Origin of the sequence: Mucilaginibacter antarcticus (assembly GCF_042686155.1) — a bacterium.
Taxonomy (GTDB): Bacteria; Bacteroidota; Bacteroidia; order Sphingobacteriales; family Sphingobacteriaceae; genus Mucilaginibacter; species Mucilaginibacter antarcticus.
This window is the reverse complement of record NZ_JBHUON010000001.1, coordinates 198606-217252: the sequence shown is the minus strand read 5'-3', so window position 1 is coordinate 217252 and position 18647 is coordinate 198606. Positions and strand designations below refer to the sequence as shown.

The 18647-nt window shown below is 44.8% G+C and carries 6 protein-coding genes; 4 read left to right on the top strand and 2 right to left on the bottom strand.

Features of this window, described 5'->3' with window-relative positions; translation table 11 throughout:
- Positions 1-682 precede the first annotated feature (682 nt).
- The 4 genes from ACFSYC_RS00895 to ACFSYC_RS00880 all read left to right on the top strand — a co-directional run bounded on the left by ACFSYC_RS00895 (position 683) and on the right by ACFSYC_RS00880 (position 17055).
- Complete coding sequence (locus tag ACFSYC_RS00895) at positions 683-6004, top strand: carboxypeptidase-like regulatory domain-containing protein (RefSeq protein ID WP_377122453.1); 5322 nt, start codon at positions 683-685, stop codon at positions 6002-6004.
- Positions 6001-8760: a carboxypeptidase-like regulatory domain-containing protein gene (locus ACFSYC_RS00890; protein ID WP_377122450.1), complete on the top strand. Its 2760-nt coding sequence runs from the start codon at positions 6001-6003 to the stop codon at positions 8758-8760. The genes ACFSYC_RS00895 and ACFSYC_RS00890 overlap by 4 nt, the downstream gene beginning before the upstream one ends.
- 136 nt (positions 8761-8896) lie before the next feature.
- The gene (locus ACFSYC_RS00885; protein WP_377122447.1) at positions 8897-14443 is read left to right on the top strand and encodes a carboxypeptidase-like regulatory domain-containing protein; all 5547 of its coding nucleotides are present in this window, start codon (positions 8897-8899) and stop codon (positions 14441-14443) included.
- 143 nt (positions 14444-14586) lie between these two features.
- Positions 14587-17055 carry a glycoside hydrolase family 95 protein gene (locus ACFSYC_RS00880; protein ID WP_377122444.1) on the top strand — a complete coding sequence of 823 codons (2469 nt, stop codon included), beginning with the start codon at positions 14587-14589 and terminating at the stop codon, positions 17053-17055.
- 79 nt (positions 17056-17134) lie between these two features.
- On the opposite strand, the gene ACFSYC_RS00875 is transcribed toward ACFSYC_RS00880, so the two are convergent.
- Positions 17135-17701: a hypothetical protein gene (locus tag ACFSYC_RS00875; RefSeq protein ID WP_377122441.1), complete on the bottom strand. Its 567-nt coding sequence runs from the start codon at positions 17699-17701 to the stop codon at positions 17135-17137.
- A gap of 105 nt (positions 17702-17806) precedes the next feature.
- Positions 17807-18619, bottom strand: a complete 813-nt coding sequence (gene murQ, locus ACFSYC_RS00870; RefSeq protein WP_377122438.1) for an N-acetylmuramic acid 6-phosphate etherase — start codon at positions 18617-18619, stop codon at positions 17807-17809.
- Between the last annotated feature and the right edge of the window lie 28 nt (positions 18620-18647).

Here is an 18647-nt window from a genome sequence, read left to right as displayed (position 1 = left end):
GGTTGTTTATACTGCAAAGTAGCAAATGTTTGGTACAAACCAATTAAAAAGATCGCTCATGGCCTGGTGCTGTCGCTACTGATATAGCCGATTAATTATTCGGTTTTCTTAACATTATAGTAGTTGAAATAGTGTTAGTTACAGCGTGAACGAAATTGTGAACAAAATGAACAACAAATCATATTATGATATTATTTACCTTCAAAAATCTAAACCTTATCACCTGTGAAAACAGGCTAATTTTAGGAAGCCAAAATAGGGGGTTGGCATCACGACAAATTAGTTTGAGTTGGTTAATTATCCGGTGCGGCTGTTAAAGCCGCGCCGGTATAATGCCCCACCGACATCTCTCAAACCCCATCAAAACTAGCATTATAAGTCATTTTTTAGGTGCTTTAGTTGATATTGCTTGCAAGTGATGTAATAAAGTTTTTACATTGGTGCAATCAATACCTAATTCGACCTGTAATCATGACTTTCGCCCGTTACCTTCGGCTGCTAATTTGTTTTTTATGAAACTGATAGTCAATCAGTTGCGGTCCTATTTTTGCTATTGTCCTTTCGCTATAACCTTTCCACTTCTTATTACGCCGAATGTCGGGGCGGCAAGCCATGATTTAAGCCTTATTAATTTGGATGTGTTAGTCTCGCCGTCGCGATAATACAGCATCATACTAATACCATGAAGATAAAAAACCTACCTATCACCTTATCACTAATCTGTTTACTAACGGTGTCATTTGCTTTTGTAAAAAACGCAAATGGCACATTTGGTAAACTACTGCACACATTTAAACAGGCTGCAGACGACATCCCGCCCGAAAAAGTATACCTGCATTTGGACAAACCCTATTATGCACTTGGCGATACTATTTGGTTTAAAGGCTATGTCACTATTGGCAGCCATCATCAACTATCGGCACTAAGCGGCTCCTTGTATGTAGATTTAATTACTGAAAGAGATTCTATCATTCGCTCACTTAAACTGCCGGTAACCACGGGCATGGTAATGGGTAATTTTATTGCAGATGATGGCGTACCCGATGGTAACTACCGCATACGGGCCTACACCCGCTGGATGCGTAACGCCGGCGAAGAATACTTTTTTGATAAAGCGATTACCATAGGCAACCCTGCCCTCAGCAAAAAGACAGCAACTGCCAAACACGGGCAACCGGCGGTGCAGTTTTTCCCTGAGAGTGGTAGCCTGGTAAACGGTATACTGTCTCGCGTAGCATTTAAAGCTATTGCAGCCAATGGGTTAGGTGTAGCTATAAAAGGCAAAGTAGTAGACGCTACAGGCAAAGAGGTTGCGCAGATAGAAAGCCAGCATGCAGGCATGGGTAGCTTTTCGCTGCGCCCCGAAGCCGGCAAAAGTTATACCGCGCAAATAACCTTTGCCGATGGCAAAACCACAACAGCAGAGTTACCAAAAGCAAATGGCACCGGCTATGTGCTAAGCGTTTATCAACCTAATAAAGACAGTATACTGGTAAGGGTAATGGCATCGTCGGATTTGGTACAGACCGATCTTAACCTGGTAGCTCAAACTAGCGACGAAGCCGTTTTTGCTTCGGCCATAAAAATCAGCGGGGCAACAAACTCCATATGGCTGGATAAAAAAAGCTTCCCGTCGGGCATTGCACAGTTTACTATTTATAACATGAAGGGCGAGCCCTTAAACGAGCGTGTAGCCTTTATTCGCGGCGAAGATCAATTACAGCTTAAACTGGAAAGCACTAAAGCAAGCTATAAAAGCCGCGAACCGGTTAAAATTAATCTTCAGGCACAAAATGGGGAGGGCAAACCAAGTTTTGGCAACTTCTCGGTAACGGTAGTAGACGAAACCAAAGTACCGGCAGATGAGGACAGTGAGACCACCATACTAAGCCATTTACTGCTTACATCAGATCTTAAGGGCTATGTAGAGCAACCCAATTATTATTTTAACCAACCAACAGACGAAGTAAACCGGGCGCTTGATAACCTGATGCTAACACAAGGCTACCGCAGGTATGTATGGAAAGAAGAAGTTGCAGCAACAGCTGCTGCTAAGCCCCAGTTTGCAGTAGAAGGTTTGGGCATAGATATAAGCGGCCAGGTACAAACACTCAACAAAAAGCCGGTGCCCAATGCCAGTGTAATGCTGATGTCGTTACAAGCCAGGGTAAATAAAGTAGCCACTGCCGACTCGATGGGTCGCTTTAAGTTTGACGGTATATTTATGACCGACAGTGTGAAGTTTACGGTGCAGGCCCGCGGTAATAAAAACAACGACCGCGTAAAGGTTATTTTAGACAGCCTGCCCAAAGCAAAGGTAGGTATTAGCAAAAACAAGGCAGATTTTGCACGTAACAGTGCAATTATTGAACAAATAATTGCAAAAGGGGGCAAAGCCGCACAGGGATTGTCAGCAATGCAATATTTAAAGCAAGTTGATATTAAAACCACCAAAACCTCGGTTGATAGAGACATAACTCCGCAAGGCATGTTCAGGATTCCGGAGGGATCAGCGGACCAAACCGTTACTTTCCCTGAGGCCGCAGATTGCAATACGCTATCTATGTGTTTGCAGGCAAAACTGCAAGGCATTGATATCATCTCGGAAATGGGTTATACCAAAATAAAAGACATGCGGCCCTCCACAAAAGGCGAAACAGATTTGGTGCTGATACTGGACGGTAGAAAAATAACCAGCCCGGATGAGATATCTGAAATACTGGTGGGCAGCATACTGCCCACAGACGTAGCCAAAGTAATGGTAGTACGGTCAAACATGGCAATGAAAAACCTGTTGGGTGGTTCTGCCATCATGATTATTACTAGGGTTGGCGCCGCGCGCAAACCTGCTTACAACCCAAGCGTAGCTACCGCCGCGCCCAAAGGCTTCAACAAAGTGCGCGAGTTCTATTCGCCGCGATATGATAAGCCGGGCGCCAATAAAATACCTGACCTGCGCACTACTATTTACTGGAACCCTTACCTGAAAACCGAAGCCAACGGCAAAACAGCGTTCAGCTTTTACAATGCCGACGGGCCGGGTACTTATAAGGTGATAGTTGAAGGCATTAATGCTGATGGTGAGCTGGGCCGCCAGGTGTTAAGATACACCGTTGGCGAAGGACAAACCACCGCAAGTGCCAACCCGGCTGATAAAGGCCTGGCAATGATAAGCGACCCGTTGGATAGTTTAAATGCACTGAAGCCGGCAGAAAAAGTTTACTTGCATACCGACAAACCATATTACAGCATTGGCGATACGCTTTGGTTTAAAGCTTATTTATTAGATAAAGTAAACCTTACCGGATCACGAATAAGCGGATTGTTGTATGTAGAGCTGGATACCGATAGTTCTGACATGGTACGCCGGATCAGCATACCTATAAAGGATGGCTTTGGTTGGGGACAGATACCTTTAACCAATAAAATATTTAGAGGGGGCAGCCACACGCTACGCGCCTATACTAACTGGATGCAAAACTTTGGCGAAGATTATGTTTTTACCCAACAGATCCATATTGGCCTGCCGTCAGAGGATACCTGGCTGGTAAGGTCGTCTGCAGCATTAAAACGTGTGGACGATAAAAATCAGTTATCAGTAGATATTAAATTAAACCGTGCCGATGGACTATCGTCGCCGGTGGCCTTAAAAAAGGTGGAGGTAAAGATTTTTGACGAGTGGCATTACATTTATAAAGAAGAGATGCAAACCGGTCTGGATGGTTCGCTCAAACTATCGCAGGCTATAAAAGATAAAGCTGATGCCACCCGGGTGCGTGTGCAAATAACCAGCCTGGAGAAAGGCGATAACAATAAGGTGGTGCAAATACCACTAACTATTAACCGTGACCAAAAGATGGACCTTCAGTTTTTACCCGAGGGTGGAAAGTTGGTTAATGGCCTAAAATCAATTGTAGGCTTTAAAGCTATAAGCGAAGATGGCAAAGGCATGGCCGCCCTGGGCGGTGTATTTGATGGCAATGGTAATGAGGTGGTATCGTTTACTACTTTGCATAACGGTATAGGTTCCTTTGAGTTTACCCCAAAAGCCGGCGAGACCTACATTGCTAAAATATTGCAGCCTATTACAAAAGTGGTAGCCCTGCCCAAAATTAGCCCGGCAGGTACGGTAATGCATGTTAATAATCCGGAGCAGGGCGATAATGTAACCATCGCGTTAGCCGGGCTTGATAAAATGCCTACAGACAGCGCCGCTTATTTAATTGGGACGTCAAGAGGGGTTATCTATTACTCGGAAAAGGTAGAAGCTAAAAAGCCCGATATCGCGATAGCCAAAAGCCTCTTTCCTACAGGTATTGCCAGGTTTACCTTATTTAAAGGGAAAACGCCGTTGAACCAGCGTGCGATTTTTATTGATAATAAAGACCAGCTTAACATCAGCATCAGCCCAAATAAGGCTAACTATAATAAGCGGGATAGCGTGGGGTTGGAAATTGAGGTGAAAGACAAAAGCGGCATCCCTCTAAAAGGCAGTTTTTCGCTCGCCGTTACGGACGACACGCAGGTGAGAGCCGACAGTTTAGGCAACCAGAATATTGCGACCAGTATGCTGCTTAACTCAGACTTAAAAGGCTACATAGAAAACCCGGGATATTACATTAACCGTAAGGACAACAAAGCCTGGCAGGCTTTAGACAACTTGCTGCTTACCCAAGGCTGGACAGGTTATGATTGGAAAGATATTTTCGCGCCTAAAAAGCTACCGAAGTTTGAGGCCGAAAAAGAGTTTAAAATAACCGGGATAGTCACCAATTTGGGTAAAAAGCCTGTACCCAATGCCGAGGTTATAGTATCGTCTCAGAAACCTTCGTTTCTTGCTAAAACCGCAACGGATATGAGCGGACGGTACGTTTTTAAAAACCTGCCGACAATTGATACCGGATCATTCTTCATTCAAACTAACAACGACAAAGGTAAAGCAAGAGCTTTTGGCAATATCTCGGTTGAGAAATTCAGGGCACCGCCAGTACCTCCGTTTAATAACCTGGCCTTACCCTGGTATATTAATACCGATAGCGCTCAGCTTAACTTTATTAAACAACGTATAGCCAGAAACAAAGATGATTTAAAACTTACCGGCAACGTCCTTAAGGAGGTAAAGATCAGATCAAAAAAAATAATCCCCGAATCATTTAACCGTAATGGCCCGGGTAATTCAGATATGTCTTTTGACGAAGCCGATATCAAACAATCTGCAACAATAAATTTGCTTGACCTGCTTGAACAAAAGTTGCAAGGCCTGCGCATAACCTATGACAAATTGATGCCAACCTTAAAATGGAATGGTAATTACGTAATTGTAAATGTTGATGGTGGCGGCCTGCCCATTGAGCTTGGACCAAACTCGACCCCCGATGACCTGCGGGAAGAATTGCGTAAATTTGGTATAGCCGGCTACAGAGGCATGGAGATTAACTATAGCGTGAAAAACACACTTGTTTATTATAACCCACAGTGGCGAAGGACGCTTATGTATTTAAAACCTATAGACGTCATAGCATCTGAAGATAAATTAAGAAGCGCCAACCTTAATGATGCCGACGGTAATCCTTATGGATTGTCAAGTGGTGGTGGCTGGTATTATAAAGCAGGCTTTAAGGCCGGTTATTTAGAGGCACGTGTAAACGTACTTTCTATGGACCCACCAGCATTTACTGTGGTTGAAATAACTACTAAAAATGGTAACGGCTGGTTTTTCAACGAGTCGCCAGCCACGGTAACTTACCGCCCGTTACCTGTAATGCGTCCACAGGAGTTTTATAGCCCAATGTATAATGTAGTCTCACCTGTTATAGAGCCTGATTTTCGTTCGACACTATTTTGGGCGCCCAATGTTACTACAGATGCCAACGGTAAAGCCAAAGTATCTTTTTATACATCAGACAGTAAGGGCAAATACACAATTAAAGTTGCCGGCGTTGATATAGGTGGTGGCTTAGGCGATGCCACCCAAAAAATAAACACTAATACCACCAAGCCATGAAAATAAAAGCGCGTTACACCCTTGTTATAGTAGGCTGCCTTATGGCTGGATTGTTAGCTTTTACTCAAAAGGCCGAGGACCCCATAGATAAAGTTGTAGCCAGCCTGCAACAATGGTTTGACGCAAACCCGCAGGAGAAAGTGTACCTGCATACTGATAAGCCTTATTATTTGGTAGGCGATACCATTTGGTTTAAAGCTTATGTGACTGTCGGCAGCGAGAACCAGCTATCGGCCATTAGTGGTGCTTTATATGTTGATCTGATCACCGAGGGCGATTCAATAGCCAAGCAACTTAAACTCCCTATTACAACAGGTATGTCTGTAGGGAACTTTGTGTTAGATGATGACTTGACGCGCGAGGGCAACTACCGTATCCGCGCCTACACCCAATGGATGCGCAATGCCGGTGCCGACTATTTTTATGATAAAACCTTTACCATTGGCAACTCTATCACAAACTCGGTTTTTGCTAAAATAGATTACGTATACACCAAAAGTAGCAGCAAAACCAACATTAAAGCTATACTTAAATATACTGATGAAAAAGGCAATCCGCTGGTATCAAAAAATGTAAGTTATCAGCTTAAAGAAAGTTACAGGATACTGGCAACCGGGGGCGGTAAAACCAATGCAGCCGGCGAGCTAAGCATCAACCTGCCCAACGCAAAACCGGGCGAGTTAAGCAATAGCTATCTGATGACAAAAGTAAACCTGTCCGGCAGCGAAACCGTGCCTAAAACTTTTCCAATCAAAACAGCATCGCTGCAAACGGATGTGCAGTTTTTTCCGGAGAGCGGCAGTCTTATTAACGGCGTAAAAAGCAAGGTGGCTTTTAAAGCCACGGGCACCAACGGCCTGGGCGTTGCTATAACCGGGGTGATCAATGACAGCGACAACAAGCAGGTAGCTCAAATTGATGTAAAGCATTTGGGAATGGGCTATTTTTACTTAACACCACAGGCCGGCAAAAGCTACACCGCCACCATAACCTACCCAGATGGCGCGTCTAACACGGTTAACCTGCCCGCTGCGGTTAATGATGGCTACGTATTATCTGTTTTAAATCAGCAAAAAGATTCTGTTTTAGTGCGCATTAATACTGGCGCAACTAAGGCCGCTAACACAGTGGGTTTAATAGGCCAAATGGGTGGCAAAGTGTATTTCTCTATGACTGTGCCCATTCAAAATGGTTCGGCTGTGGTGTCTTTGCCTACTAAAGAAATTGCGTCGGGGATACTGCAGTTGACCTTGTTTTCGGCAAGTGGCAGCCCGTTAAATGAACGGGTAGTGTTTATACAGAACAATGACAATATCGACCTGAAAATAAACAGCAATAAAAAAGCATACGCCCGCCGCGAAAAGATAGACATTGATATTGACGCCCTGAGCGGCTTGGGTAAACCCGTTGGTGGTAACTTCTCCATGTCGGTAATGAGCGAGGATGCCGTACCGTCTTATGAAGCGAACGAGAACTCTATCTTCTCGCATATCCTGCTATCGTCGGACATTAAGGGCTATATAGAAAAACCAAACTACTACTTTTTTAAACCTTCTGATGATACAAAGGCCAACCTGGATATTTTAATGCTTACCCAGGGCTATCGCCGCTTTAACTGGACAGACGTTTTAAGCAACACGAGCCCCGCTAATACTTATAAAGCCGACAAGCTGATTAACGAAATAACCGGTAAGGTGGTAACCTTTGACAACAAACCCGTAGCCGGCGGCAGGGTAATTATCATCAACAACAAAACCGGCTTTACCCGCGATACCATAACGGATAAAAACGGCAGGTTTGCTTTTACCAGGCTGCTAATAACAAACGGTATAGACTTTACCGTGCAGGGCGCTAATGCTAAGGGTGGTAAACGCGTAAATACCATTGTAGACCAGGTGACACCGCCGGTGATAAGCTTTAATAAAAACATAGGCGACGTAAATGCCGACATACCGACACTGATAAAAACTGCTTTGGAAAACAGCCTAAAACAAGACCTTGAAATGCAAAAGCAAGGTAAGCCGGGCCGGGTGAAAGAGCTGCGTGAAGTACGTATCCGTGCGGCGAAACCCAAATTTGGCGCGGGCGCTATTACCGAGAGCCAGGCCGATATGGTTTTCAGGCCCGATAGCCGCATGCCGTGCACCTCCTTATGGGAATGTTTGCAGGAAGCCAACAGGAGCCGAGTAAGGTTTCAGCAATTACTGGATACCACAGGCGAGTGCGGTGGGCCATTGTGGATCCCTATATTTCAGCAAAAGACGCAATACGTAATATTGATTGATAGCGTGATGATACAGCCATGTTACTACCAGTCTGTACTGATTAACAATACTGAAGACATAGCTAAAGTAGTGGTATCGTGCGATAGCTATGCCATTAATGCTAAACTGTTGGGGCCGCTAAACTTGTCAAGATTAAATACCAGGATACCACCGCCGGTGATTGCCATTTACACCAAAAGCGGCAATTTCCGCAAAAGCAGCGACCCCTCTATAGTTCATTATGCGCCTAAGGGTTATGATTACGTCCGCGAATTTTATGCACCTAAGTACAATATACCGCAAAATAACCCTGCCGCTGCCGATTTGCGTAGTACCGTTTACTGGAACCCCAGGATATTAACCGGCCCAACAGGACACAGCAAGGTAAGTTACTATAACAGCGACCAAACCGGCACTTACCGTGTAACCATTGAGGGCATTAACGCAGAGGGGATGCTTGCCCGCAAAGTTTATCGGTATACAGTACAGTAATTAACTGACGTAAAAGTAGGTAAGTGATATTGAAATTGGCATTATAAGTCAGTTTTGAAAGATAGTGAAGAGGAGGAGTTGCAGGCAGCTGATAATGTATTTACATTAGAGCAACCAATACCTAAAAACCTAAGTCATGATTATCCCTCGTACCTTTCCGGTGCTAGCTAAACGCCTAAAGATCAATTATAAACTGATCTTTAGGCTTAGTTTATCTTTTGCAATTTTAGCCCTTTTTTCCTTCGTCAGTAAGACCGACGACAGTCCCTTTGATAAGCTGGTAAATCAGCTGCAGCGCTGGACAGACAGCATCCCGCAGGAAAAAATTTACCTGCACATGGACAAACCCTATTATGCACTTGGTGATACCATTTGGTTTAAGGGGTATGTTACCATCGGCAGCCGTCACCAGCTATCGGCTTTAAGCGGCGCTGTTTATGTGGACCTGATCAACGAGCGCGATTCGATAGTAAAAGCACTAAAGCTACCGGTAACCGCCGGCATGGTAATGGGCGATTTTGTTTTGATTGACGATTATAAGCAGGGAAGCTACCGCATCCGAGCCCACACTCAATGGATGCGCAATGCCGGCCCCGAGTATTTCTTTGACCATACTTTTACCGTAGGCGATCTGCTAAGTCAAAACCTGGTAGCCAAAGCTGATTATCAATACCGAACCGTCGACGGCAAACAACAGCTCACCGCGCTGCTCAATTTTACAGACGACGAGGGCCGCGCCCTGGGCGACCGCAACCTGCGCTACCAAATTGTGCTAAAAAATAAAGTGGTGTGGAATCAAAGCATCAAAACAGATGCCTTAGGTAGCGTCAGTATTAAAATAGACAATGCCGACAAGACAAACCTAAACGGGGCCTACATACGTGCTACTATTGATGGTTCAAATAAATATCCTATAGTCAGAGATTTTGCCATTAAGGCGGGCCGGTTGCAAACAGATGTTCAGTTTTTCCCCGAGGGTGGAAATTTGGTGAATGGCATAACCTCAAAGGTTGGCTTTAAAGCTGTCGGGGTCGACGGATTAGGCATCAGCATAAAAGGAAAAATAATTGACGAGTTGGCTGCGGAAGTTGCGTCTTTTGAGACACTGCACGCGGGCATGGGTAACTTTGTATTAAAGCCGCAGGCGGGTAAAAGTTATTCGACCAGTATAAGTTTGCCAAATGGTAATATATTAACGCTGCCCCTGCCTAAAGCAGTTGACGATGGCTATACGTTAAATGTTTATCAACCCGGTAAAGACAGTGTTTTAGTGCGCATCCATGCTTCGGCAAATCTGTTAAATCAGCCTCAAAGTGTTGGCCTGATAGCCCAAACCGGCGGCGAAAACATATTTGCATCGTCAGTAAAAATTGAGAAAGCGATGACTTCGGTATGGATAGATAAGAAAAACTTCCCAAGCGGTGTGGCCCAGTTTACCTTGTTTAACAGTAATGGCGAACCATTAAGTGAACGTGTAGCATTTATTCGCGGTAAAGATTTAATGGCGCTTGATTTAAAAACCGCTAAGGATACTTATAAAAGTAAAGAGCATGTTAAAATTGACCTATTGGCAATGGACAGTAAAGGCAAGCCAACAGCAGGCAACTTTTCTGTAACTGTTGTAGATGAAGGCAAGATGCCTATAGAAGAGAGCCGGGAGAGCACGATCTTTTCGCACCTGTTGCTCACGTCAGATCTGAAAGGTTATGTGGAGCGCCCCAACTATTATTTTACCAAGGAAACCGAAGAAGTAAACCGCGCGCTGGACAACCTGATGCTCACCCAAGGCTACCGCAGGTTTGCCTGGAAACAATTGGAAAGCTTTACAAAAGCCAAACCTAGGTTTGAGGTAGAAGGCCTGGGCGCTAAAATTACCGGTAGGGTAACTACTTTAAGCAACAAGCCGCTGCCAAAGGCTACGGTAACGCTTATGTCGGTTATTGCAGGTGTTACCAAATTTACCGAAACGGATAGTGTTGGCCGCTTTAAGTTTGACGGTATATTTATGACGGATAGCATTAAGTTTAGCGTACAGGCAAGGGGCGCTAAAAATACCGATAAGGTAAAGATCTTGGTTGACCAGTTGCCTAATTTGCAAGTGTTAGCTAACCCTAACCTGAGTGATGTAACTACCAATATAGCTGCAACCCTAAAAGAATATATAGACAACGGCAAAAAGCTGGATGATATTTATGAGCAAACCGGCCAGTTAGACAAAGTGCATCGTCTGCGCGAAGTGCGGATCAAGGCTCGTAAACCAGTACCACCACCGTATAGTAATCAGGGTATGTTTAAGATACCCGAGGGTTTATCTGACCAAACGATTATCATAGCGCCGGATGATACGATCCAAACATCGTTAGGCTTTTGGTTGGCGCATAAGATAAACTTCTCTATGCTTAAGCCATGGGGGGGCATTGCGTCTTATCCCTGGATAAAGAATGCTTATGGCGGCGGTTATTCGCCCTTGAAGGTAATTCTTGATGGCCGAATAGTTGAACCAGATGAAGCTGCCGAAATTTTAGAGGGCTATCAGGTGCAGCCGGAGTCCATATATAAAATAGAAATTGTACGAACTTTGGGGTCTATGCTTTCAAGCATGGGTGGCCCCGGTTTATTGATTATGACTAAGCGCGGTTATGTGCGTAAAAACTATACGCCTAGCGTTGCCAACATAAGCCCCAAAGGCTTTAATAAAGTGCGCGAGTTTTATCAACCGCGTTATGATAAGCCGGGCTCAAGCAAACTGCCTGATCTGCGAACAACAATTTACTGGAACCCATATTTAAAAACGGATGTTAACGGCAAAGCTGCCTTTAACTTTTTTAACGCCGATGGCCCGGGCAACTACAAAGTAATTATAGAAGGTATTAATGCCGATGGCGAGTTAGGCCGGCAGGTGTACCGCTATAAAGTTGACGCCGCGCAGGCAGAAGCAGGCTTACCATACTTTATAAAACCAGATAAAAGTTTAGCGCTGATAACTGCCCCGTTAGATAGTTTCAATAAACGCCTGCCGGTAGAGAAGGTTTACCTGCACCTTGACAAACCCTACTATAATATGGGCGATACTCTTTGGTTTAAAGCCTATGTTACCGATAACAAACTTATAGGATCAAAGAAAAGCGGTTTGCTGTATGTAGAGTTAATTGACGATAGCGCCATGGTATCGCGGCGCATTAGTGTACCTGTTAAAGATGGCTTAGCATGGGCGCAAATACCCTTGCCAACAACGATATTTCATGAGGGGGGCTTTACTTTGCGGGCCTATACCAACTGGATGCAAAATTTTGGCGAAGATACCTTTTACAGCCAGCGGCTTTATTTAGGCCTGCCGGCAGAGGATGCCTGGCTGGTGAAGTCAGAAGCCAGTGTTGCCCGGGTAAACGGACAGGATGTTTTAAAGCTCGACCTTAAACTTAATCGGCCCGATAATATCCTGTCGCCGGTTGCCTTAAAAAAGGTACAGGTAAAGGTAATGGAACTACGTACCGAAGCACACCAGTTTCAAACCTGGATATATAGAGAGGAACTGCAAACCGGCCTTGACGGCAGCATTAAAATAAACACCTCTTTAAAAGAAAAACTCAACGGCCGCCGTATGCGGGTAGAGCTGATAACGCTTGATAAAAATCAAAAATATAAGTTGATAAGATTGCCCTTATTGCTTAACCGCAATCAAAATATTGATCTGCAGTTTTTACCCGAAAGCGGCCATTTGGTAGCGGGAATAAAATCGAAAGTTGCCTTTAAGGCATTGGATGAGGAGGGTGCCGGCATATCGGTATCGGGCACATTGCTTGATAGCCTGGGTAATAAGATCACTTCGTTTATCAGCTTGCGTAACGGCATGGGTGCGTTTGAGTTTATGCCAGAATATGGTAAAGCGTATTTTGCCACATTAAACCAATCGGGCGATAAAAAATACCCGCTGCCTAAGGCAAAAGCACAAGGCACGGTAATGCAAATTAATAACCCCGAGCAGTCTGAAATTATAGCCATCAATCTATCCGGAATTGATGCCTTGGGTACTGATACCGCCTGCTATATTGTTGGCACTACAAGAGGCACTATCTATTATTCGCAAACGGTGCAGGCAAATCTAACTAAGTGTAGCGTAGCTAAAAACTTGTTTCCTACGGGCATAGCGCGGTTTACGTTATTTAAAGGCTTGCGACCGTTAAATGAGCGCCGGGTATTTATAGATCATCACGATCAGTTAAACATTAACATCAGCCCCAACAAAACTATTTATAACAAGCACGATAGTGTAAGCCTTGACATTGAAGTAAAAACCAAAAGCGGTTTCCCGGTTCAAGGCAATTTTTCGCTCGCGGTTACCGATGACTCGCAGGTTAAGTCCGATAGTTTAGGAAACAATGGTATATTGGCCGGGTTGCTGCTCAATACCGAAATTAAGGGCAGTATAGAAACGCCAGCCTACTACATCAACCGCAAAGATAAAGATGCCTGGCTGGCGCTTGACAACCTGATGCTTACCCAGGGATGGACAGCTTACGACTGGAAAGACGTTTTTGCAGCCCCCTCCCCACCCAAATTTAACGCCGAAAAAGATTTTAAGGTTACCGGCAAAATAACGCGACTGAACAACAAACCGGCGGTGGGCGCAGAGGTTATCTTGTCGTCGCAAAAACCGGCGTTTTTATTGACTACCCTTACAGATAGTGCCGGCAGGTACGAGTTTAAAAATTTACCGCAGATAGATAGCGGGTCATTTTTTGTGCAGGCCAATAATAAGGGCGGCACAAAAATGATCAGTGCCGATGTGGCTGTAGACCGTTTTAAAGAACCCCGCATCCCCGAAACCGTAACAAGCCCAATATTACCCTGGTTTGTAAACCCCGACATTACCCAGATAAACTTTGTAAAACGCAAAACACAATTAGCCCATGAAGATGACATTGTCTTAAAAGGCAATGTATTAAAAGAGGTAAAAATACAGCAAAGAAAAATAATAAAAGACGGCTGGCTAAAAGCTGAGGCTGACCTTGCCTTTGATGAGAAGGACATTAAGGAGTCAACTACTACCAACCTCTATGAATTATTGAAACAAAAGATACCTGGTTTTAAAATTATAAAAGACTGGCGCCAGCGTGCAGGTAGAATAGTCATGAAAATTGACGATGATTATTTTATAGATTGGAAAGATTTCACTATTGATGGTAGAGAAATACTTGAGCTGCTGCATATAGATGATCCAAACTCACTTGAAGAGTTGATATCAGAGATAAGCCAGTTTAAAATTCAAAACTTTAAATCACTTGAAATAGGTAAAAATACCCCACGTCTGCGCAGATACAAATATTACCGGAGCTTTCCGTACAATTATGCGATAATAGATATAGAAACACTAAACAAAGCCGGATTTATGAATCCCTTTAAGCCGGGCACAACCAGTTACCGCCCCTTGCCTATTATGTATCCGCAGCAATTTTACAGCCCAAAATACAATAGCATACACCCCAATAACAACTTAGACCTTAGGGCTACTATTTTCTGGGAGCCTAATATTAATACCGATATAAATGGCAAGGCAAAGTTGTCGTTCTACACTTCGGATATTAATGGAAAGTATACCGTAACCATCGCCGGTACAGATGTTACGGGTGGTATTGGCGATGCGCAGATAAAACTTAACAAAGAACAGCGCCCCATAAACTGATGCTATCTGTTAAATAATTTTAACCTTGTTGTTAGCGATAATGACATTTTAAGTAAAGGCAGTTTGATTATAGCACAGCGTGCAGTTGGTATAATGCCCGGGCATTGAAAAAATTGATAGCTTTATGCTATTAACCAATTGTAATGACCTTAAGACCAACCCTGCTGGCGCTTGTACTACTTAGTGCAACCAACGGCCTTTTTGCGCAACCAACTGATCTGAAATTGTGGTATGATCAGCCATCGGGCAACGTTTGGGAGCGGGCAATGCCTGTGGGCAACGGCCGCCTAGGTGGCATGGTATACGGCAACCCCCAGCGCGAAACTATACAATTAAACGAGGCCACCCTTTGGGCTGGTGGACCGGGTAAAAACTTTGTTGAAGGCGCCTATAATTCGCTGCCCGAGATCCGCAAACTGATATTTGAAAACAAACGCAAGGAAGCCGCCGCCCTGGCCGAAAAGACCATGCACAGCAATCGCAATAATGGTATGTGCTATCAGCCGGTTGGTAACCTGTACTTAAATTTTCCGGGGCATGAAAACTTCCAAAACTATTACCGTGATCTGGACCTCACCAAGGCCATCGCCACAACAAGCTACACGGTTAAAGGGGTAACTTACAAACGCGAAGTTTTTTCATCGCATGCTGATCAGGTTATCGTTGTTCACTTAACAGCTAGTAAACCTGGTAGTTTAACATTCTCGGCAGCCATGAAAAGTCCGCAAAAGTCAGGCGTAGTAACGCAAGGTAACCAATTGACACTTTCAGGTACGTCGGGTGACATGGAAGGCGTAAAGGGTCAGGATAAATTTCAGGCATTAGTTAAGGTGAAGTTAGATGGCGGCAGCATCGCGACATCTGATACGTCAGTGAATGTAAGCAATGCCAATGCTGCCACGCTGTTTATATCCATAGCTACCAGCTTTGTAAATTATCATGATGTAAGCGCTGATGAAACGGCGCGGGCTAATGCCTATCTTAATAAAGCCTGGCCAATAGCTTATGCCAAACTGGTAAGCAACCATGTGGCGGCCTATCAAAAATACTTTAACCGTGTAAAACTCGACTTGGGCAAGACTGATGCAGCCAAAATCCCAACCGACCGACGGTTAGATGCGTTTGCGACTGGCAACGACCCGCAATTGGTAGAATTGTATTTTCAGTTTGGGCGATATTTGCTGATCTCGGCATCGCAGCCGGGCGGCCAGCCGGCAACCCTGCAGGGCATCTGGAACAAAGAAATGAGCCCGCCCTGGGATAGCAAATATACCATCAACATCAATACTGAGATGAACTACTGGCCGGCAGAGGTAACCAACCTGCCAGAGATGCACCTGCCACTAGTACAAATGGTTAAAGAACTATCAGAGACAGGAGCAGAGGCTGCCCGCAAAATGTATAATGTTGGCGGCTGGCTTACCCATCATAATACGGACATTTGGCGCACAAATGGCGTTGTAGACGGTGTCTACTGGGGCTTATGGCCTTCGGGAGGTGCATGGCTGACTACCCACCTTTGGGATAAGTACATGTATAGTGGCGACAAAGCCTACTTAAAATCAGTGTACCCGGTTATCCGCGGCGCAGCGCAATATTATTTAGAGGTGATGATTGAGGAGCCCGAGCATAAATGGCTGGTAGTGTCGCCATCCACATCGCCCGAAAATAACCCAACCGCGTATGGGAACGCCTCTATTGATGCCGGTGTTACCATGGATAACCAGATTGTCTTTGATATTTTTAGCGAAGTTATATCAGCTTCAAAAATCTTGGGCACAGATAACGAATTTGCCGCTAAAGTAAAAGCAGCCCGCGATCGTCTGCCACCCATGCAGGTTGGTCAATATGGGCAGCTACAAGAGTGGCTGCACGATCTGGATAGCCCTAAGGATCATAATCGCCATGTATCTCACTTGTATGGCTTGTACCCAAGCAATCAGATCTCGCCTTACCGCACGCCTGAGTTATTTGATGGCGCACGCACGTCATTGATCTACCGCACAGACGTATCAACCGGCTGGAGCATGGGCTGGAAAGTAAACTTCTGGGCGCGATTGCTTGATGGTAACCACGCCTACAAACTGATCCAAAACCAACTTACGCCAACCGGTAAAAATCAGGGCAGCTCGAACAATGGGGGTGGTACTTATCCTAACCTCTTTGATGCCCACCCGCCGTTTCAGATAGATGGCAATTTTGGTTGCACTGCGGGTATCAGCGAAATGCTGATGCAAAGCGCCGATGGCGCGCTAAACCTGTTGCCTGCCTTGCCTGACACATGGCCTGCCGGTTCGATAAGCGGTTTACGTGCCCGCGGCGGATTCGAGATTGTAAGCATGAAGTGGAAAGACGGTAAACTGGCCGAAGTAAAGATCAAATCAACGCTTGGGGGTAATTGCCGACTGCGTGTGCCCAATACCATAAAAATGGTAGGCGGTGCGCTTAAAAATGCTAAGGGGGCAAATACCAACTTCTTCTATCAGGTAGCCGAGGGTAAAAAAGCGGTTGTGTCAGAAAAGGCCCAACTTAAACCTGTTGGAGCAAAAGCAACGCAATTGTATGATTTAGCAACAGTTGCCGGTAAGACTTATATCTTTGTGGGTATGTAACAAGATTTTACCCTTAATTTACTCAGTGATTACTACCAGATTACTACCATATTGGTGGTTAAATGCCTTTGTATTAGTCCTAATTTAGTCTTTTTGTCAACTGTTCTTCTACTCTTTTGTAGAGTTGTACGGGTTTTAGTGCACGCCAATTAACATCGTCAAGGTCGCCGCCAAAGTTGATGTAATAATCGATATTATTGCGCTTAAACTCTTCAATCACATGCTCACGGAAGTTGATGCCGGCTATCCAGCCATCTTCCACATCCTGAAACCATTCCTCATAGTAACAATCGTCAGACGAGTGGAAGTTCAGTATGTTTTCGCCAATTAGTATAAACTGGGTGATGTTGTTGTCTATCATTAACTCAATGATCTCGCGCTTAAGCATCATTATGTCGTTGTTTATGGCATCGTTCCATTCGCCGATAAACTCTATAATAGCGTAACCGCGGTCATAGTCCGCGTACAGCACTTTCATGTACAGCGTGTTAGACCCAAACGAATCCCATTGGGGATGCAGTAAAAAGTTGTACACCTGTTTATCGAACTCAAACTCACTATACTGCGTCTCATAAAAAGGCGAGTATTCGTCTTCAGCCGCTATGTAGTCGTCACGCCACTTATAATATGGTTCTATTTCGTGCATTGTATTGATGTGCAGATATGCTAATGCAGATGTGCAGATTTTTGATTATTTACTTCCTAATTCCGTTGTTCATTTGCACATCTGCATATCCACGCATTTGCACATCTATTTGTTTTGATGGTAAAAGTCTGCCGCCTTGCGTACACTACCATGAGTGTTTAGCAAGTCGGCAGCGGTTGGGTAGTCTATCCCTGTTTCACTCATCACCATCTTCACGCCCCGGTCGATCAACTTATCGTTCGAGAGTTGCATATCCACCATTTTGTTGCCCTTTACCTTGCCTAGCTGTATCATAACGGTAGTAGTCAGCATATTCAGTACCAGCTTTTGGGCGGTGCCTGCTTTCATGCGCGTGCTGCCGGTTAAAAACTCGGGGCCGGTAACCACCTCAACCGGGTAATTGGCTTCGGCTGCCACCGGGCTGCCGCTGTTACACACAACGCAACCGGTTGCTATTTTATTTTGATTAGCGGCTTTTAATCCGCCTATAACGTATGGCGTAGTGCCCGATGCAGCTATTCCTACTACTACGTCTTTATCGGTAATATCGTAAGCTGACAGGTCTTTCCAGGCTTGCTCGGCGTCGTCCTCGGCAAATTCAACTGCTTTGCGTATTGCTCCATCGCCACCGGCTATGATACCTACCACCAAATCAAACGGAACCCCAAACGTAGGCGGGCACTCTGAAGCATCAACTACACCCAAACGGCCACTGGTGCCCGCGCCAATGTAAAACAGGCGGCCACCGGCTTTCATACGCCCGGTAATAACCTCTGCCAGCTTCTCTATTTGGGGCATAGCCTTACTAACCGATACAGCAACCGTTTTGTCCTCGTAATTGATATCTTTCAATATCTCGGCAATGCTTTTTTGGTCAAGATTATTATAGTTCGATTCTTTTTCGGTGCTGCTTTGCATGTTGTCTGAAATTTTGCCAAAAATCGGT